Source organism: Planosporangium flavigriseum, assembly GCF_011947225.1.
In the GTDB taxonomy this organism is placed as follows: Bacteria; Actinomycetota; Actinomycetes; order Mycobacteriales; family Micromonosporaceae; genus Planosporangium; species Planosporangium flavigriseum.
Genome location: NZ_JAATVW010000006.1, coordinates 63292 through 78513 on the forward strand (window position 1 = coordinate 63292; position 15222 = coordinate 78513).

At 70.0% G+C, this 15222-nt stretch carries 14 protein-coding genes and 1 riboswitch; of the genes, 9 read left to right on the forward strand and 5 right to left on the reverse strand.

The features are described from left to right. Positions 1-130: 130 nt before the first annotated feature. Positions 131-226: riboswitch (glycine riboswitch) on the forward strand. Positions 227-310: 84 nt separating this feature from the next. Beyond that, positions 311-3154: an aminomethyl-transferring glycine dehydrogenase gene (gene gcvP, locus HC028_RS11070; protein ID WP_203981105.1), complete on the forward strand. Its 2844-nt coding sequence runs from the start codon at positions 311-313 to the stop codon at positions 3152-3154. 77 nt (positions 3155-3231) lie between these two features. On the opposite strand, the gene HC028_RS11075 is transcribed toward gcvP, so the two are convergent. Further along, complete coding sequence (locus HC028_RS11075; protein ID WP_168076528.1) at positions 3232-3444, reverse strand: DUF5999 family protein; 213 nt, start codon at positions 3442-3444, stop codon at positions 3232-3234. Between the two features lie 194 nt (positions 3445-3638). On the opposite strand from HC028_RS11075, the gene HC028_RS11080 reads away from it, so the two are divergent. Further along, positions 3639-4778 (forward strand): chorismate-binding protein, encoded by a 1140-nt coding sequence (locus tag HC028_RS11080; protein ID WP_168076125.1) that lies wholly within the window; start codon positions 3639-3641, stop codon positions 4776-4778. 43 nt (positions 4779-4821) lie between these two features. On the opposite strand, the gene mgrA is transcribed toward HC028_RS11080, so the two are convergent. Beyond that, positions 4822-5859 (reverse strand): L-glyceraldehyde 3-phosphate reductase, encoded by a 1038-nt coding sequence (gene mgrA, locus HC028_RS11085; RefSeq protein WP_168076127.1) that lies wholly within the window; start codon positions 5857-5859, stop codon positions 4822-4824. 120 nt (positions 5860-5979) lie between these two features. On the opposite strand from mgrA, the gene HC028_RS11090 reads away from it, so the two are divergent. The 3 genes from HC028_RS11090 to HC028_RS11100 all read left to right on the forward strand — a co-directional run bounded on the left by HC028_RS11090 (position 5980) and on the right by HC028_RS11100 (position 9439). After that, on the forward strand, positions 5980-8688 hold the full coding sequence (locus tag HC028_RS11090; RefSeq protein WP_168076138.1) for a response regulator: 2709 nt from the start codon (positions 5980-5982) through the stop codon (positions 8686-8688). Further along, complete coding sequence (locus HC028_RS11095; RefSeq protein ID WP_239075213.1) at positions 8685-9092, forward strand: response regulator; 408 nt, start codon at positions 8685-8687, stop codon at positions 9090-9092. Before HC028_RS11090 ends, HC028_RS11095 begins: the two co-directional genes overlap by 4 nt. A 104-nt stretch (positions 9093-9196) precedes the next feature. Beyond that, positions 9197-9439, forward strand: a complete 243-nt coding sequence (locus tag HC028_RS11100; protein ID WP_168076140.1) for a hypothetical protein — start codon at positions 9197-9199, stop codon at positions 9437-9439. 12 nt (positions 9440-9451) lie between these two features. Here HC028_RS11100 and HC028_RS11105 read toward each other — a convergent pair whose 3' ends face one another. Both HC028_RS11105 and HC028_RS11110 read right to left on the reverse strand, forming a co-directional pair. Then, complete coding sequence (locus HC028_RS11105; RefSeq protein ID WP_168076143.1) at positions 9452-9940, reverse strand: hypothetical protein; 489 nt, start codon at positions 9938-9940, stop codon at positions 9452-9454. Between the two features lie 82 nt (positions 9941-10022). Continuing rightward, positions 10023-11138, reverse strand: coding sequence for a carboxylate-amine ligase (locus tag HC028_RS11110; protein WP_338091277.1), 1116 nt, complete (start codon positions 11136-11138; stop codon positions 10023-10025). A 336-nt stretch (positions 11139-11474) separates the two neighbouring features. Between HC028_RS11110 and HC028_RS11115 the strand changes: the two genes are divergently transcribed. Further along, positions 11475-12758: a citrate synthase gene (locus HC028_RS11115; protein WP_168076157.1), complete on the forward strand. Its 1284-nt coding sequence runs from the start codon at positions 11475-11477 to the stop codon at positions 12756-12758. 69 nt (positions 12759-12827) lie between these two features. Here the strand turns inward: HC028_RS11115 and HC028_RS11120 are convergent, their stop codons facing one another. Continuing rightward, positions 12828-13250, reverse strand: a complete 423-nt coding sequence (locus HC028_RS11120) for an Imm1 family immunity protein (RefSeq protein ID WP_168076159.1) — start codon at positions 13248-13250, stop codon at positions 12828-12830. Positions 13251-13642: 392 nt separating this feature from the next. Here HC028_RS11120 and HC028_RS11125 point away from each other — a divergent pair, with 392 nt between their 5' ends. The 3 genes from HC028_RS11125 to HC028_RS11135 all read left to right on the forward strand — a co-directional run bounded on the left by HC028_RS11125 (position 13643) and on the right by HC028_RS11135 (position 15212). Beyond that, positions 13643-14197, forward strand: coding sequence for a pentapeptide MXKDX repeat protein (locus tag HC028_RS11125; protein WP_168076161.1), 555 nt, complete (start codon positions 13643-13645; stop codon positions 14195-14197). 122 nt (positions 14198-14319) lie between these two features. Further along, positions 14320-14739, forward strand: a complete 420-nt coding sequence (locus HC028_RS11130; protein WP_338091275.1) for a response regulator — start codon at positions 14320-14322, stop codon at positions 14737-14739. Positions 14740-14831: 92 nt separating this feature from the next. Next, positions 14832-15212 carry an STAS domain-containing protein gene (locus HC028_RS11135; protein WP_168076163.1) on the forward strand — a complete coding sequence of 127 codons (381 nt, stop codon included), beginning with the start codon at positions 14832-14834 and terminating at the stop codon, positions 15210-15212. The last annotated feature ends 10 nt before the right edge of the window (positions 15213-15222 follow it).

Sequence of the window (15222 nt, forward strand, 5' to 3'; positions counted from 1 at the left end):
CCGTGTGCTTGGTCACCCGTACGTCGGAGTTGTCCCAGCTCCTGCGGCTGTGCGCCGGTTTCCCGGCAACCCGCTGATCATCCGGCTAGGCCGTTGGCGCAGATTCCGCTGGTAGCGTTGTCGGTGCTGGCACGTTTACGCGCGAGAGATCGTCCACAGTTCCGGACGGCGCCGAAGGGGCAAATCCTCCCCGGAACCTCTCAGGCAAAAGGACCGCGTAGGCAGGCACCTCTGGAGCGACCGAGCGCGGCTCGGCCATGACAGAGGGGGAGGCGTGAGATTTTGACACCACGACCTCCCGGAGCGTGCAATGACCGATCCCGTCGACCTGTCCGCGAACCGCGGGTTCGCCCGCCGGCATATCGGCGCCTCACCGGATGAGCAGCGACGCATGCTCGACTCGATCGGGTACGCGTCGATCGACGAGCTGATGAACGCGGCCATCCCGGAGGCGATCCGCTGGCACGGCTCGCTCGATCTCCCCGCTGCCGCCTCCGAGGCGGAGACGATCGGGGAACTGCGCGCGCTGGCCGAGCGTAACCGGCCGATGGTGTCGATGATCGGCCTCGGCTACTACGGCACCGACCTCCCCGCGGTGATCCGCCGAAACGTGCTGGAGAACCCCGCCTGGTACACGGCGTACACGCCGTACCAGCCCGAGATCAGCCAGGGGCGGCTCGAGGCGCTGCTCAACTTCCAGACCGTGATCGCCGACCTCACCGGGCTGCCGATCGCCGGCGCCTCGCTGCTGGACGAGGCGACCGCAGCGGCCGAGGCGATGACGCTCGCCCGCCGCGCTGGCAAGGCCAAGAGCAATGTGTACGTGGTTGACGCGGACACCCTGCCGCAGACGATCGCCGTGCTCGCCACTCGCGCGGAGCCGCTCGGTATCGAGGTGCGCGTCGTCGACACCGAACGCGAGGAGCTTCCGGAAGCGTTCTTCGGCCTGCACCTGCAGTACCCGGGCGCCTCCGGCGCGGTGCGCGACCACGCCGCGCTCATCGCGGCGGCCCACGAGCGAGGCGCCCTGGTCACGGTCGCCGCCGACCTGCTCGCGCTGTGCGTGCTGCGGGAGCCGGGCGCGATCGGCGCGGACATCGCCGTCGGCAGCGCGCAGCGGTTCGGCGTACCGATGGGCTTCGGCGGGCCGCACGCCGGCTACCTGTCGGTCCGCGCGGGCCTGGAGCGGATGCTGCCCGGTCGCCTGGTCGGGGTGTCCAAGGACGCCGCCGGCGACCCGGCCTACCGGCTCGCGCTGCAGACGCGGGAGCAGCACATCCGCCGGGAGAAGGCGACCAGCAACATCTGCACAGCGCAGGTGCTGCTCGCCGTGATCGCCAGCATGTACGCGGTGTACCACGGGCCGCAAGCCCTGCGCGCGATCGCGACCCGCGTCCACGAGCGGGCCGCCCGCCTGGCTGCCGGGCTGGTCGCGGGCGGGGTCGAACTGGCCAGCGAGCTGTTCTTCGACACCCTCACGGCGGTCGTGCCCGGCCGGGCCGACGAGGTCGTCGCGGCCGCCGCGGCGCAGGGAATCAACCTGCGCCTGGTCGATGCGGACCGGGTCGGCGTCGCCTGCGACGAGACGACCACCGAGGCGCACCTGCGGGCGGTGTGGGAGGCGTTCGGGGTGGCCGGGGTCGAGGCGGCCGCTGAGGCGGTGCCGACGGGGCTGCGGCGCACGAGTGAGTACCTGACCAACCCGGTGTTCTCCAGTTACCACTCCGAGACGGCGATGCTGCGCTACCTGCGGCGGTTGTCGGACAAGGACTACGCCCTGGACCGGGGCATGATCCCGCTCGGCTCCTGCACCATGAAGCTCAACGCGACCACCGAGATGGAGCCGATCACCTGGTCGGAGTTTGCCGACCTGCACCCGTTCGCGCCGGCCCACCAGGTCGAGGGGTACCGCCAGCTCACCGACGACCTGGAGCGGTGGCTGGCCGAGGTCACCGGTTACGACGCGGTCAGCCTGCAGCCCAACGCGGGGTCGCAGGGCGAGCTGGCCGGGCTGCTGGCCATCCGCGGATACCACCGCGACCGCGGTGACGAGCACCGCGACGTCTGCCTGATCCCGTCGAGCGCGCACGGCACCAACGCCGCCAGCGCCGTGATGGCGGGCATGCGGGTGGTCGTCGTGGCCTGTGACGACAACGGCAACGTGGACCTGGTCGACCTGGACCGCAAGATCGAGCAGCACTGTGACCGGCTCGCCGCGATCATGGTGACCTACCCGTCGACCCATGGCGTGTACGAGACGGGGATCGCGCAGCTGTGCGCGAAGGTGCACGACGCCGGCGGGCAGGTGTACGTCGACGGCGCCAACCTCAACGCACTGCTCGGGTTCGCCAAGCCCGGTCGCTTCGGCGCCGATGTGTCCCACCTCAACCTGCACAAGACGTTCTGCATCCCGCACGGTGGCGGTGGTCCGGGCGTCGGGCCGGTCGCTGTCCGGTCCCACCTCTCGGCGTTCCTGCCCGGCCACCCGCTGAACCACGGCAAGGGGTCGGGGCCGGTGTCGGCGGCGCCGCAGGGCTCGGCCGGCATCCTGCCGATCCCGTGGGCGTACCTGCGGATGATGGGCCCGGACGGGCTCACGCAGGCCACCGGCGTCGCGGTGTTGTCGGCCAACTACGTCGCAGCGCGGCTGCGTGACCACTACCCGGTGCTCTACAGCGGCAACAAGGGCCTCGTGGCGCATGAGTGCATCCTGGACCTGCGGCCGATCACCAAGGCCAGTGGTGTGACCGTCGACGACGTGGCGAAGCGGCTGATCGACTACGGCTTCCACGCCCCGACGATGTCGTTCCCGGTCGCCGGGACGCTCATGGTCGAGCCGACGGAGAGCGAGAACCTGGCCGAGCTGGACCGCTTCTGCGACGCGATGATCGCGATCAGGGGCGAGATCGACCGGGTGGCGGCGGGGGAGTGGCCCGCTGGGGACAACCCGCTCGCCAACGCGCCGCACACGGCGTCGATGGTGACCGCGGATGAGTGGCCGCACCCGTACCCGCGGTCGCTCGCGGCCTACCCCGCAGGCGGGGACCGTTCTGCCAAGTACTGGCCGCCGGTGCGCCGGATCGACGGCGCGTACGGGGACCGCAACCTGGTGTGCGCCTGCCCGTCGCCCGAGGCGTTCGAATCGGGCGAGTGACGTCCGGATGGGCGAGGATCTTGGAATGGGCGGACGCAGGCCCGCTCATTCCAAGATCCGGCCAAGTCAACGGGTGTTCAGGCAGCCTCGGAAATGACCGTGTGCGGGGCCGGTCCGCGGTGCGGCGCAACCGGTCTGCCGTCGGGCAGCAGTTCACCGGTGTCCTCGAACACGACGACACCGTTGCAGAGCAGGTTCCAGCCCTGCTCGGGGTGGAATGCGACGATCCGGGCCGCATCGTGGTCGACCGCTTCGGAGTCGGGGCAGGGAGGCTGGTGCTGGCAGTACATCGGGGTCTCCGACTGTCGGTGCTCTGGATGGGCTGTGCGGTAGCTCACATGAACAGTGACGCACGTTACCAACGTTTACGGCGCACATTCGAGCATCGTTCAGCGGTTGCCGGGGAATCTCATCCCTTCGGACGAGGCGGATCGATCCGATCGGCCTATCAACATTCGTTACGCTGGGTGACAAGGTACCTGAAATGGTGACGCCGAGTAGAAGGGCGTCGCCCGAGGTCGCGCGCCTGGAGTGGTGGCTCGGCGACGGCGGCGATCCGGCAACCCTGATCGAGGAGTTCCTCGCCAAGCACGGGCTGCTCGGCGAGGACCTGCGCGACGCCGGCCGACAAGGCTCAGGTGACGCCGACGGATGCGCGGCCCAACTGTTCATCTCGGCCGCAGCCAGCGCCCGGATGATCGATCACGACAGCCCGCCGAGCCCAGCGCCCGCCGTCCCCGACGTGGTGATCGTGATCCACACGCCGGGAAGAGAAGCGCCAACCATCCAGTCCAGGCCGTGGACGCTCGGGACGTGGCGGCCGAGCTGGACCCCGCAGGCGCACGCCGACGCGGTCCGCGACGTCCGGGCGGCCATCGCCCGTGGGGACGTATACCAGGTCAACCTCGTCGGCCACCAGAGCGCCGAGTACTCCGGAGATCCGCTGCCGGCGCTGCACCGTGTCGCCGTCCTGCCCGGCGCCCGCTACGGCGGGGTGCTGACCGGCGACGGATGGGCGTTGGCCTGTGCCTCACCGGAGACCCTGTTCGAGGTGTCCGAAGGTCGAATCGTCACCCGGCCGATCAAGGGCACCCGGGCCGCCACCGACCTGGGACGGCGGGAACTGCTCGCCTCGACCAAGGAACGCGCCGAGCACGTCATGATCGTCGACCTCGAGCGCAACGACCTCGCCCGCGTCGCGGCCACCGGATCGGTGCGGGTCGACGAGCTGTACGCGATCCGCCGCTGGTGCGGGCTGTGGCAGGCGGAGTCGGTGGTCTCGGCCCGCCTCGCCGCTCGCGTCGGCCTGGCCGACGTCCTGCGGGCGCTGTGCCCCGGCGGATCTGTGACCGGCGCGCCGAAGCTCGCGGCGCTCGACGTGATCGCCGATCTCGAACCGGTGGGGCGGGGGCCGAGCATGGGCGCGTACGGCTGGGTCACCCGCGACCACATCGACCTCGGCCTGACGATCCGTACCGTCGCGGTCGACGCCGAACGCGTACACGTCTGGGCCGGGGGCGGCATCACCTGGGGCAGCGACCCGTACGCCGAGGTGGCGGAGGCGGCGGCGAAGGCCGCCCCGCTGCGCGCGGCGCTCAGTTCTTCGCCGATCTTGGACGCTTAGACCGGCTACAGCCGGTCTAAGCGTCCAAGATCGCGGAGAGGTTCTACTCGGCGCTGGAGCGGGCCCAGAGGTTGATCTCCGCCTCGGTGGCGTACTGGTCGATCTCGGCGAGCTCGTCCGCTGTGAACTCCAGGTTGTCAAGGGCGGCGATGTTGTCCTCCAGCTGCCGCACGCTGCTCGCGCCGAGGACGACCGACGTCATCCGCGGGTCGCGCAGCGCCCACGCGATGGCCATCTGGGCGAGCGTCTGCCCGCGCCGCGCGGCGATCGTGTTCAGCGCCTTGACCTTCGCGAGGTTGGAGTCGGTGAGCATCGACTCGTCCATCGCGCCGCCGGTGCGTACCCGGGAGTCTTCCGGGATGCCGTTCAGGTACCGGTTGGTGAGCAGGCCCTGCGCCAGCGGTGAGAACGCGATGCAGCCGACTCCCTGCTCGCCCAGCACGTCGAGCAGGCCGTCCTCGATCCAGCGGTTCACCATCGAGTACGACGGCTGGTGGATCAGCAGCGGCGTGCCGAGCTCGCGCAGGATCCGCACCGCCTCCTCGGTCTTGCCCGGCGAGTAGGACGAGATCCCCACGTACAGCGCCTTGCCAGCGCGTACGGCCGAGTCCAGGGCGCCGAGCGTCTCCTCCAACGGGGTGTCCGGGTCGAAGCGGTGCGAGTAGAAGATGTCGACGTAGTCCAGCCCCATCCGGCGCAGCGACTGATCCAGGGACGCGGTCAGGTACTTGCGCGAGCCGCGGTCGCCGTACGGGCCGGGCCACATGTCGTACCCCGCCTTGGTCGAGATCACGAGCTCGTCGCGGTACGGCCGGAAGTCGGTGGCCAGCAGCCGGCCGAAGTTCTCCTCGGCGGCGCCGTACGGCGGCCCGTAGTTGTTGGCGAGGTCGAAGTGGGTCACGCCGAGGTCGAAGGCGCGCCGGCAGATGGCCTGCTGGGTGGCGAACGGGCGGTCGTGGCCGAAGTTGTGCCACAGGCCGAGGGAGACAAGGGGAAGGTCGAGACCACTGCGGCCGGTCCGCCGGTACTTCATCGTGGAGTACCGGTCGGACGAGGCGACGTACGCGTCCTGGATAGGCATTCGTAGAGCGTAGGGCCTGGCCCTGGCCGGATCAGCCAGCGCCAGGCGGTCTGAATCGTCACCGGGACCGGACTTCGTCGTTACCCGGATGTACCGGGGTGGGGGATCGGCGGCGTAAATATGGTCAGGTTGCTCGTCGAGGCGCTGTTCGCGCTGGTGTTCGTACAGGCCCTGGTGGCGTACCTGCGACGCCGTGACCCGATGCAGCGCGATGTGATGGCGGTCTTCTCGGCCGCGGCGATGCTGTTCTTGCTCGACCTGGCGCGCGAGTTCCTCGGCGAGCCGCCGCGGGTGCTCCGTACCGCGGCGCTGATCCTGCTGCTCGCCCAGCCGTACCTCACCCTGCGTCTCGTGCACCGGGTCCGGCCCGGTGCCCGCTCGCTGCAGGTCGTGGCGTTCGTCGCGTTCGGAGTCAGCGTGGTGCCGGTGCTGATGACCCGGCAGCTGACCCTGCCTGAACTGCTCGGGGTCCTGGCGATCTTCTTGATGGGCCAGGCGACCGCCGCCGTCCTGCTCGCGCGGGAGGCGGGCGGGCGTACCGGCTCGCCGCGGGCCCGGTTCGCCACGGCCGCCGTGTCGACGGCGCTGTTCGGGCTGGGCATCCTCTGCGTGGGCTTCGGCATGGTCAACGTCAACCTCCGCGAGGAGGCTCTCACCTGCGGGTACACCCTCTGCCTGGTGTCGGCGCTCGGCTACGTCGTGGGGTTCCGCCCGCCCGCCTGGATCCGTCGCATGTGGTCGGGCGCAGCCTCGTACCGGGTCAGCCGGCGACTGCTGGAGGCGCCCGCCGCGGACGCGCCGGAGAAGACCTGGAGCCGGTACGCGGACACGGTCCGCGAGGTGAGCGGCGCGGACGCGGTCCTGGTCGTACCGCCCTCCGCGGCGGGGGAACGGCCTGTGATCACGGCGGGGGTGCGGCGGCAGACGGTGACGGCCGGTGAGGGGGACGTCAGCCTCCTCCTGTGCCTGCCCGAGATGGCCCGCGTCACGCGGCACGTCGACCGGCTCCCGGCATTCGCCGTCGCGTGCGCCGCGGAGGTGGACGCCCGGTACATCACGGCAGCGCCGCTCCGGTCGGCGCTGACGGGTTCAGGCGCGCTCGTACTGCTCAACCGCAGGCGCGGCCTGTTCGCCGAGGACGACGTGCAGTTGCTGGCGGAGTTGGGCGGGCAGGCCGCACTGATCGCCGAGCGCGGCGCGATCCGGGCGGAGCAGGAGCGACTCGCGCTCGAACTGGCCCAGTCGGTACGCGCCCTGAGCGCCGCCAGTCAGGCCAAGAGCGACTTCCTGGCGAACATGAGTCACGAGCTGCGCACCCCGCTGAACGCGATCATCGGCTTCAGCGAACTGATGCGCGGCGAGGAGAGCATCGGCGACTCGCGGGTCGTGCCCGCGGACTGGATCGAGCACATCTACTCGAGCGGCCGGCACCTGCTCGATCTCATCAACGACATCCTCGACCTGACCAAGATCGAGGCCGGCCGGCTGGAACTGCACCCGGACCGTGTCGAGCTACCGGATCTCGTCACGGCGGCGGTGAACGCGCTTCGCCCGCTGGCGGAGGGCAAGGACCTCGAACTCCGTACCGAGGTGCCCGGCCTGGATGTGTGGGGCGATCGGCTCCGCCTGCGCCAGGTCCTGAACAACCTGCTCTCCAACGCCATCAAGTTCACGCCCGAGGGCGGGCGGATCAGCGTCGAGGCCAGCCGCGCCGACGGCGAGGTGCGCCTCGCCGTCGCCGATACCGGCGTCGGTATCTCCGCAGCGGACATCAACCGGATCTTCGAGGAGTTCCAGCAGGTCGGCGACCCCTCCATGCAACACGCCGGCACCGGGCTGGGGCTTGCGCTCACCCGGCGGCTGGTCGAAGCGCACGGCGGTCGGGTGCAGGTGGAGTCCACGCCCGGGGCCGGATCCCGGTTCACCGTGTGCCTGCCTGACGCCCTGGCCCCGCGGGCCGCCTCGACCGCGGACGGTTCGGTCGAGGCGCGAGCCGTGTCCGCCCCACCGATCGCGCCCGACCCCGTCGAACCGCCGGTACGCGTCCGGGGCGACGTCCTGCTCATCGAGGACGACCCCAGCGCCGCCCGCCTGCTGCGCACGTACCTGGAGGGCGCTGACTACCAGGTCCGGGTGGCCAGTAGCGGCGAGGCGGGGCTGACCGAGGCGCGCCGGGAACGACCAGATGCCGTGCTCCTGGACGTGCTGCTGCCCGGCATCGACGGCTGGGACGTGCTCCGCGAGCTCAAACAGGACCCCGGGCTGGGCGGCGTACCGGTGTTCGTCGCGAGCGTCGTTGACGATCACGACGTCGGCCTGTCGCTCGGCGCGGCCGACTTCTTCGTCAAGCCGATCGACCGGCGCCGGTTGCTGGCGCGGGTCGCCGAGTTCTTGTTGGAGCCGGAGACCGCAGACCGGATGCGGGTCCTCGCGGTCGACGACGATCCCGCGACACTGGAGGTGATCGCGCAGGCGCTGCGCGAGCAGCGGGTCGAGGTGGTCACCGCGCGCAGCGGCCAGGAGGCGGTCCAGTTGGCCCGCAGCGGCCCGTTTGACCTCATCATCAGCGATCTCCGGATGCCGGACATCGACGCCGTCAGCTTGATGAGCGCGCTCAACAAGGATCCCGCGACGAGTAGGATCCCGGTACTCGTCGTCACCGGGCCGGACTCCAGTGACACCGGTCGCAGCGGCTTGCACGCGACCAAAGCGCTGGGCATCCTTCCGAAGAGTGAGGGCCTGATCAAGGCGCTGCACCACTGGATGACCAGGCTGCCGCGCCCGGGCGCGGAGACCAGAGGCAACACCGGACCGGAAGGCACCCCGTGATCGACTCCCCGCCGCGCATCCTCCTTGTCGAAGACAACGAGCTCAACCGGGCACTCGTGCGGGCGATCCTGACGCGCGCCGCGGACCCGGCGGTACGCGGCGCCCACCTGGTCGAGGCCCACAACTTGACGCAGGCGCGAGCGGTGCTCGCCCACGAGAAGGTCGACGCCGTCCTGCTCGACGTCCAGCTCCCCGACGGCAGCGGACTCGCCCTGCTCGACGACTTCGCCGGCCACGCCGACGTCCGCCGCCCCGCGATCATCGCGGTCACCGGCGGCGTGCTTCCCGAGCAGCAGGCCGCCGCGTTCGCCGCAGGCTGCGACGCCATCCTCGAGAAGCCGTTCGTCGCGGCCCAGCTGATCCGCGTGCTCACCGACAGCATCGCCAGTCGCCGGGCCAGCTGACCGCACCGCGGCGCAAACGGGGCTCAGGCGGGTTTACCGGGCACCTGCTGGGTTAGAGGCATCCGTGATGTCCCTAACGCCCCCGCATCCCGGGAGGAGCCGTCATGGGAACCGCCCACACGCCCGCCGACAACATCTTCTACGACCTGGTGTCGATCGAGTACCACGCGCTCAAGGGTGCGTCCCTCTACGACCGCTACATACAGGACGCGCACGACCATACTGACGTGCGCCAGTTCATCGAGCAGTGCAAGCAGGAGGACTCGCAGCGTGCGATCCGCTCGCACGAGCTGATCATGAAGCTGACGCAGGAGGCCACCGCGAAGACGCCCGTCGGCCAGCGGTGAGGGCCGGCGGCCTCAGTCGTTGAGGACCGTGGAGAGCTCGTCGACGAAGCGGCGTTCGGACTCGCTGACCCAGGATCCGCCGATGCCGAGGAAACCCCCGGATTTGGCTGCGTTGACGACCTGATCGGCGATGCCGACGAGCCAGTGCCGGTACGCGGCCGCCTCGCCCGGGCCCGCCTTCGCGGCGAGCACGTCGGCGACCATCCGCGCCCGCGTCAGCACCTCGTTCGGGTCGACCTCACGGGTCCCGATCTCGAGCATCGGCGGCAGCTCACCGGTCTCCGGGTCACCGAGCCTGGTGACGAGCTCCGTGGCGACATCGCGGACCAGGTTGCTGCCGGAGTCGCACCCGGCGGCGATGGCGTCGAGGCCGGCGCTGCTCTCCGACGCGGTCCGGTTCGTGTTGTCGCTCTCGGCGAAGATGGCGGCCATCATGACCGACTCCGGCAGGCCGACGAGCAGCCCCCACTCTGTGTCCGAATAAGCCCGCTGGCTCGTCATCGCACCCGACCTTCCAGATCGATTTCCGCAAAAGCCTAACCCGGTGCCCGGCCGCGTCGCCGGGCAGGCGTATCGGCCTGCGTCACTGTCCACTCGTCTGCCGGGCGAGGAGGGCCAGGACCTCCCGCAGCCCGCCGTCGCTTCGGGCCCGGCGTTGCCGGGCCGCGCCGCTGCCGCGTTCGCGCAGCAGGGTGAGCAGGTCAGCGACGGCGGCCAGGTCGCCATGGCGGACCAGGGCCGGTTCGACCCGCGCGACCAGCCGGTCGACCAGCTGCCAAGCGGGGGTGAGGACGCCGGTGAGAACGTCGAAGCCGATACCTTCCAGGCCGTCGTGCGCCGCGCGCCAGTGGGCGGCCGCCAGCAGGCCGTCGGCGACCTGCGGTACCGGTACGCCCGCGTGGATGTCGTCGATGACCGTCGCGACCAGCGCCCGGATGAGCGCTGCGACCAGCGTGGCGTCCTCCGCCGTGGCGCACACGTCGCTGACGCGCACCTCGACCGTGGGGTACTTCGTCGACGGCCGGGCGTACCAGTAGATCATTCCCTCGTCGAGCATGACGCCCGCGGTGATCAGGCGCTCGATGGTCGCCTCGTACTCCGCCAGGTCGCGCAGGTACGGGGTGGGCCCGGTGCTCGGCCAGCGCGCCCACAGCACCGAGCGCCAACTGGCGTGCCCGGTGTCGCGGCCGGCGGAGAACGGCGAGTTGACCGTCATCGACTGCAGGATCGGCAGCCACGGCCGCAGGTGGTTGCAGACCTCCAGGGCCAGGGCCCGATCGGGCACCCCCACATGGACGTGGCAGCCGCACTGGCCCGACGTGTCCGCGATCGCACCGAACCGCTGCGCCATCCGGGCGTACCGGTAGTCGTCGGTCACCGGTGCGGGCGGCCCGTCGAGCACGGCGGTACCCACCGCCAGGAGCTGGCAGCCGACGCTCGTCGCCGCGGTCGCCACCGTCCGCCGCAGGTGGGCGAGCTGCGCCCGCACGTCGTCGAGGGAGGTGCACACGGTCGTGCCCACCTCCAATTGGGTGGCGTGGAACTCGCGGCTGACCTGGTCGCGGATGCTGGGATCGATGGCCGCCTCGACCTCGTCGGCGCGCGCGGCCGCGATGCCGCTGCCGGTGTCGACCAGGAGGTACTCCTCCTCGACGCCGAGGGTGAGCGGCGCCGGCACGGTCTGCCGGGCCAGGTGGATGGTGGAGGAGGCGCTCCCGCCCGTCTCCACGTTGCGCAGGTCTACGTTCCCCACCGCCATGCCTTGTCCCTCCAGCGTCTTGAGCACCACCCAGGTGCCCCACGAGGACGGACGGCAAACAGGTGGGGTGGGCCGGCCGTGCTCGGCACCGGCGTTGGTCGGGGCTCGAGACGGCGTTGAGCAGGGTGTTTGTCGGTAGCCATTCGATTGCGTTAAGTGACTGAGTGGTCCCCCTTACAGTTTTGATCCGGGACGCTGCGGCAGACTGGGGAAGGTGCAGGATTTATCGGTACGTCCACGGCGCCAAGGAAAAAGCGGAGCGGTTGAGGAGCAGGAATGACGGACTTTAAGCTGGAATACGCCAACGGCCAGCTACCGCTGACGGCGCACGAGGCCACTGAGGGCCCCGCGGGTCTCGACATCAGCAAGCTCTTGAAGGAGACCGACCACGTCACCCTGGACGTCGGCTTCGTCAACACCGCGTCGTGCAAGTCGGAAATCACGTTCATCGATGGCGACGCCGGCATCCTGCGCTACCGCGGCTACCCGATCGACCAGCTCGCTGGCAAGGTGTCCTTCCTCGAGGTCTCGTACCTGCTGATCTACGGCGAGCTGCCCACGCAGCAGCAGCTCGACCACTTCAGCGACCGGGTCCGTAACCACACCCTCCTGCACGAGGAGATGCGGCGCTTCTTCGACGGCTTCCCGCGGGACGCCCACCCGATGCCCGTCCTGTCCTCGGCGGTCAGCGCACTGTCGACCTTCTACCAGGACAACCTGAACCCGTTCGACAAGGAGCAGGTCGACCTGTCCACCGTCCGGCTGCTGGCCAAGGTGCCGACGATCGCCTCGTACGCGTACAAGAAGTCGATCGGCCAGCCGCTGCTCTACCCGGACAACTCGCTGGGCTACGTCGAGAACTTCCTGCGGATGACGTTCGGTGTCCCGACGACGCCGTACGAGGTGGACCCGGTCGTGGCCCGCGTGCTCGACATGCTGTTCGTGCTGCACGCCGACCACGAGCAGAACTGTTCCACGTCGACCGTCCGGCTGGTCGGCTCCAGCCAGGCCAACCTCTTCGCGTCCGTCTCGGCCGGCGTCAACGCGCTCTTCGGCCCGCTGCACGGCGGCGCCAACCAGTCGGTGCTCGAGATGCTCGAGGCGATCCACGCCAGCGGCGACGACGTCGACGCGTTCGTGCGCAAGGTGAAGAACCGCGAGAGCGGCATCAAGCTGATGGGCTTCGGACACCGCGTCTACAAGAACTACGACCCGCGCGCGGCGATCGTGAAGAAGGCGGCGCAGGAGGTGCTCGGCCGGATGGCCAACCCCGACCCGCTGCTCGACATCGCGATGCGGCTCGAGGAGGTCGCGCTGAGCGACGAGTACTTCGTCTCGCGCAAGCTGTACCCGAACGTGGACTTCTACACCGGCCTGATCTACAAGGCGATGGGCTTCCCGACCAAGATGTTCACCGTGCTGTTCGCCCTCGGGCGGCTGCCGGGCTGGATCGCGCAGTGGCGCGAGATGATCGAGGACCCGGACACGAAGATCGGCCGCCCGCGCCAGGTGTACGTGGGCCAGCCCGAGCGCAGCTTCGTCCCGATCGAGCAGCGCTGACCGAGGGCGTCTGAAAGGAAGGGCTCCTCGCGGCGGTGTGCCGCGAGGAGCCCTTCCTTTCGGCTGTGTTCAGGCGTTGCCGTCGAACCGGAGGAAGGTCGGCCTCGCGCCCGTCAGCATGTACTCGCGGGCGGCCTCCATGGCCTGCCGCGGCGTGACCCTGGTCCAGGCCGGCTTGAAGTCGACGACTTCGACGCCGCAGTCGAAGCCGATCGGCTCGGGCCACGCCTCGAGGTCGTCGTCGATGCCGTAGCTGCCACCCGCTGCGGGTCCGGTCTCGCTCGCGTCCAGCCATACCACGAAGGCGCGGTGGGGGTGGCCGATGCCGAGTTGGAGGCCGCCGCCGGTCGCGCCGGCCGGTAGCAGGTCGACGCCGTGCGGCGCACCATCGCGGCCGCGGACGGTGGTGAGAAAGGACAGCAGGCCATCGAGCTCGGCGACGGTGGCGAGACGTCGGGCGTTGTCGCGGCCCCAATGAAGCGTGTACCTCACCGCCATCGCTCCTTCCGGTCGTTGCCGGCACGGGCGCAACCGCGATCGCGAAGAAGCCGATCGTCGCGCCGGTGGCTTGTGTCGCCGCACTTCCGTCGACCGATCGATATGACTCGTAGTCACATCGTTCAGCGGCATCAGTCACCATGCACCAGTCCGGGGCGCTCCGCAACCGTCAATGAAAAACTCTTACCCTCTGCTCGGTTATCGGACACGGTCTGTTATTTCGCCCCGTGTTGCCCCGGGAAACAGCGGTCTGGCGGGGCGGTGGTGAACCGTCATGAATCTGTGATCTACCGCCCGGTTTCACCGATAACAGATGGGGGACCGTCGCGTCCGGGTCGCCGAAGGACGGCGCGTGGCCCGCGTCAAGGGGGGATGAGGTGGAAGAGATGCAGGGATCGGTCGCGACGGCCGTGCGCTCGCCGGTCCAGATGGACCGGCGGCAGTTCCTCAAGCCGGACAGCGCGCTGGTGCGTACGGCGCTCGAGATGATGGCCAAGCATGTGGCGGCCGGTGCCGAGGGGGAGCCGGCGCCGTGCGAGTTCTGCGGGCTGTCCTTTCCGTGCCCCACGGTGATCCATGCGCGGCAGGTGGCCAGTGCCGGCGGGATGCTGCGTGCGTCGGATCGCTCGGTCGAGCGCGCGCCGGCCGTCGTCGCCGAGGACGCAGTGGCCAAGGACGCAGTGGCCAAGGACGCAATGGCCGTGGACGCGATGGCCAAGGACGCAACGGCCAAGGACGCAATGGCCGTGGACGCGATGGCCGAAGACGGAATGGCCAAGGACGAAACGGATGCCGTGGTGGAGCCCGTACCGGACGTCGCGGTCGAGGGTGCGTCGGAGGTGACGGCGGGGCCTGTACCGGACACGCCGACCGAGTCCGTACCGGGCGAGGCCAAAACGGATGGCCCGGTCGACTCTCGCGAGCCGGTCGGCGCCGCATAGGGCCGGGTAGGCGGCGGGGCGGCGGGGCGGCGGGGCGCCGGACACCTGCGGAGGGAACTTCTCAGGATGCCCCGCGCCGCGCCGATTCTGGTCGTTGCGAAGGGCAGCAGTCGGCTGACCCGGTGCCGACGACGAGAGGTGACGGCGTGCGCGCCCTAATCATCGACGATGCCCGCGCGATGCGGTCGATCCTGAAGCGCATCGTGCAACCGCTGGGCTTCGAGATCCACGAGGCAGCGAACGGCCGGGAGGCGCTCGATCACCTCGAGGCCGCCGACGAGGTTCCCGACCTCGCGCTGGTGGACTGGAACATGCCCGAGATGAACGGGCTGGACTTCATCAAGGCGGTCCGTGGTGATCAGCGCTACCGGGGCATGTCGCTGATGATGGTCACCACCGAGAGTGAAAATCACCAGGTCGTACGCGCTCTCGCGGCCGGTGCCCACGAGTACGTGATCAAGCCCTTCCCGCCGACCGCGATCGTCGAGAAGCTTGTCCTTCTCGGCCTGATCCCCGCGGAGGGGGAAGCCGCGGCGGCCTGATCCCCGCGTCCGGTGCCCGACCGACGTAGCGTCCGGGTACCGGGTAATCGGTATGCTGCCCGCGACAGCCTGGTACTGGCCGGAGGGCGGGCATGGACGAGCCGGTTCGCATTGCCGACGAGGGTGACGGCACGCTGACGGTGGCGCTGTTCGGCGACATCGACTTCGCCAACGCGCCCGCCGTCCGGGAGACGGTTCGTTCAGCCGTGTCCGAGGCGGTGCCGACGGAGGTCCGCATCGACCTCGCGGCCGTGACCTTCCTGGACTCGTCCGGGATCGCGCTTCTCGTCACGGTGTACCGGCTGGCGTCTAAGCTCGGTGCCCCGTGCAGCGTGGTGAACCCGACGCGGAGCGTCTACGAGCACCTGCGCCTGACCGGGCTTGCCGAACTGTTCGGCGTGGCCCGACCCGATGGGTCTCGATCCGGCGACGCGCCCGGCCCCGGCCGGCCGGCGCCGCCCGTGGGCCGGTAGCAGTCGGCGC

Bases quoted from the DNA above. Each gene is read 5' to 3' on its own strand.
- HC028_RS11100 (WP_168076140.1), top strand. From the start codon at position 9,197: ATGGGAACCGCCCACACGCCCGCCGACAACATCTTCTACGACCTGGTG.
- HC028_RS11075 (WP_168076528.1), bottom strand. From the start codon at position 3,444: ATGTACTGCCAGCACCAGCCTCCCTGCCCCGACTCCGAAGCGGTCGAC.
- mgrA (WP_168076127.1), bottom strand. From the start codon at position 5,859: ATGCCTATCCAGGACGCGTACGTCGCCTCGTCCGACCGGTACTCCACG.
- gcvP (WP_203981105.1), top strand. From the start codon at position 311: ATGACCGATCCCGTCGACCTGTCCGCGAACCGCGGGTTCGCCCGCCGG.
- HC028_RS11125 (WP_168076161.1), top strand. From the start codon at position 13,643: ATGCAGGGATCGGTCGCGACGGCCGTGCGCTCGCCGGTCCAGATGGAC.
- HC028_RS11080 (WP_168076125.1), top strand. From the start codon at position 3,639: ATGGTGACGCCGAGTAGAAGGGCGTCGCCCGAGGTCGCGCGCCTGGAG.
- HC028_RS11090 (WP_168076138.1), top strand. From the start codon at position 5,980: ATGGTCAGGTTGCTCGTCGAGGCGCTGTTCGCGCTGGTGTTCGTACAG.
- HC028_RS11105 (WP_168076143.1), bottom strand. From the start codon at position 9,940: ATGACGAGCCAGCGGGCTTATTCGGACACAGAGTGGGGGCTGCTCGTC.
- HC028_RS11135 (WP_168076163.1), top strand. From the start codon at position 14,832: ATGGACGAGCCGGTTCGCATTGCCGACGAGGGTGACGGCACGCTGACG.
- HC028_RS11115 (WP_168076157.1), top strand. From the start codon at position 11,475: ATGACGGACTTTAAGCTGGAATACGCCAACGGCCAGCTACCGCTGACG.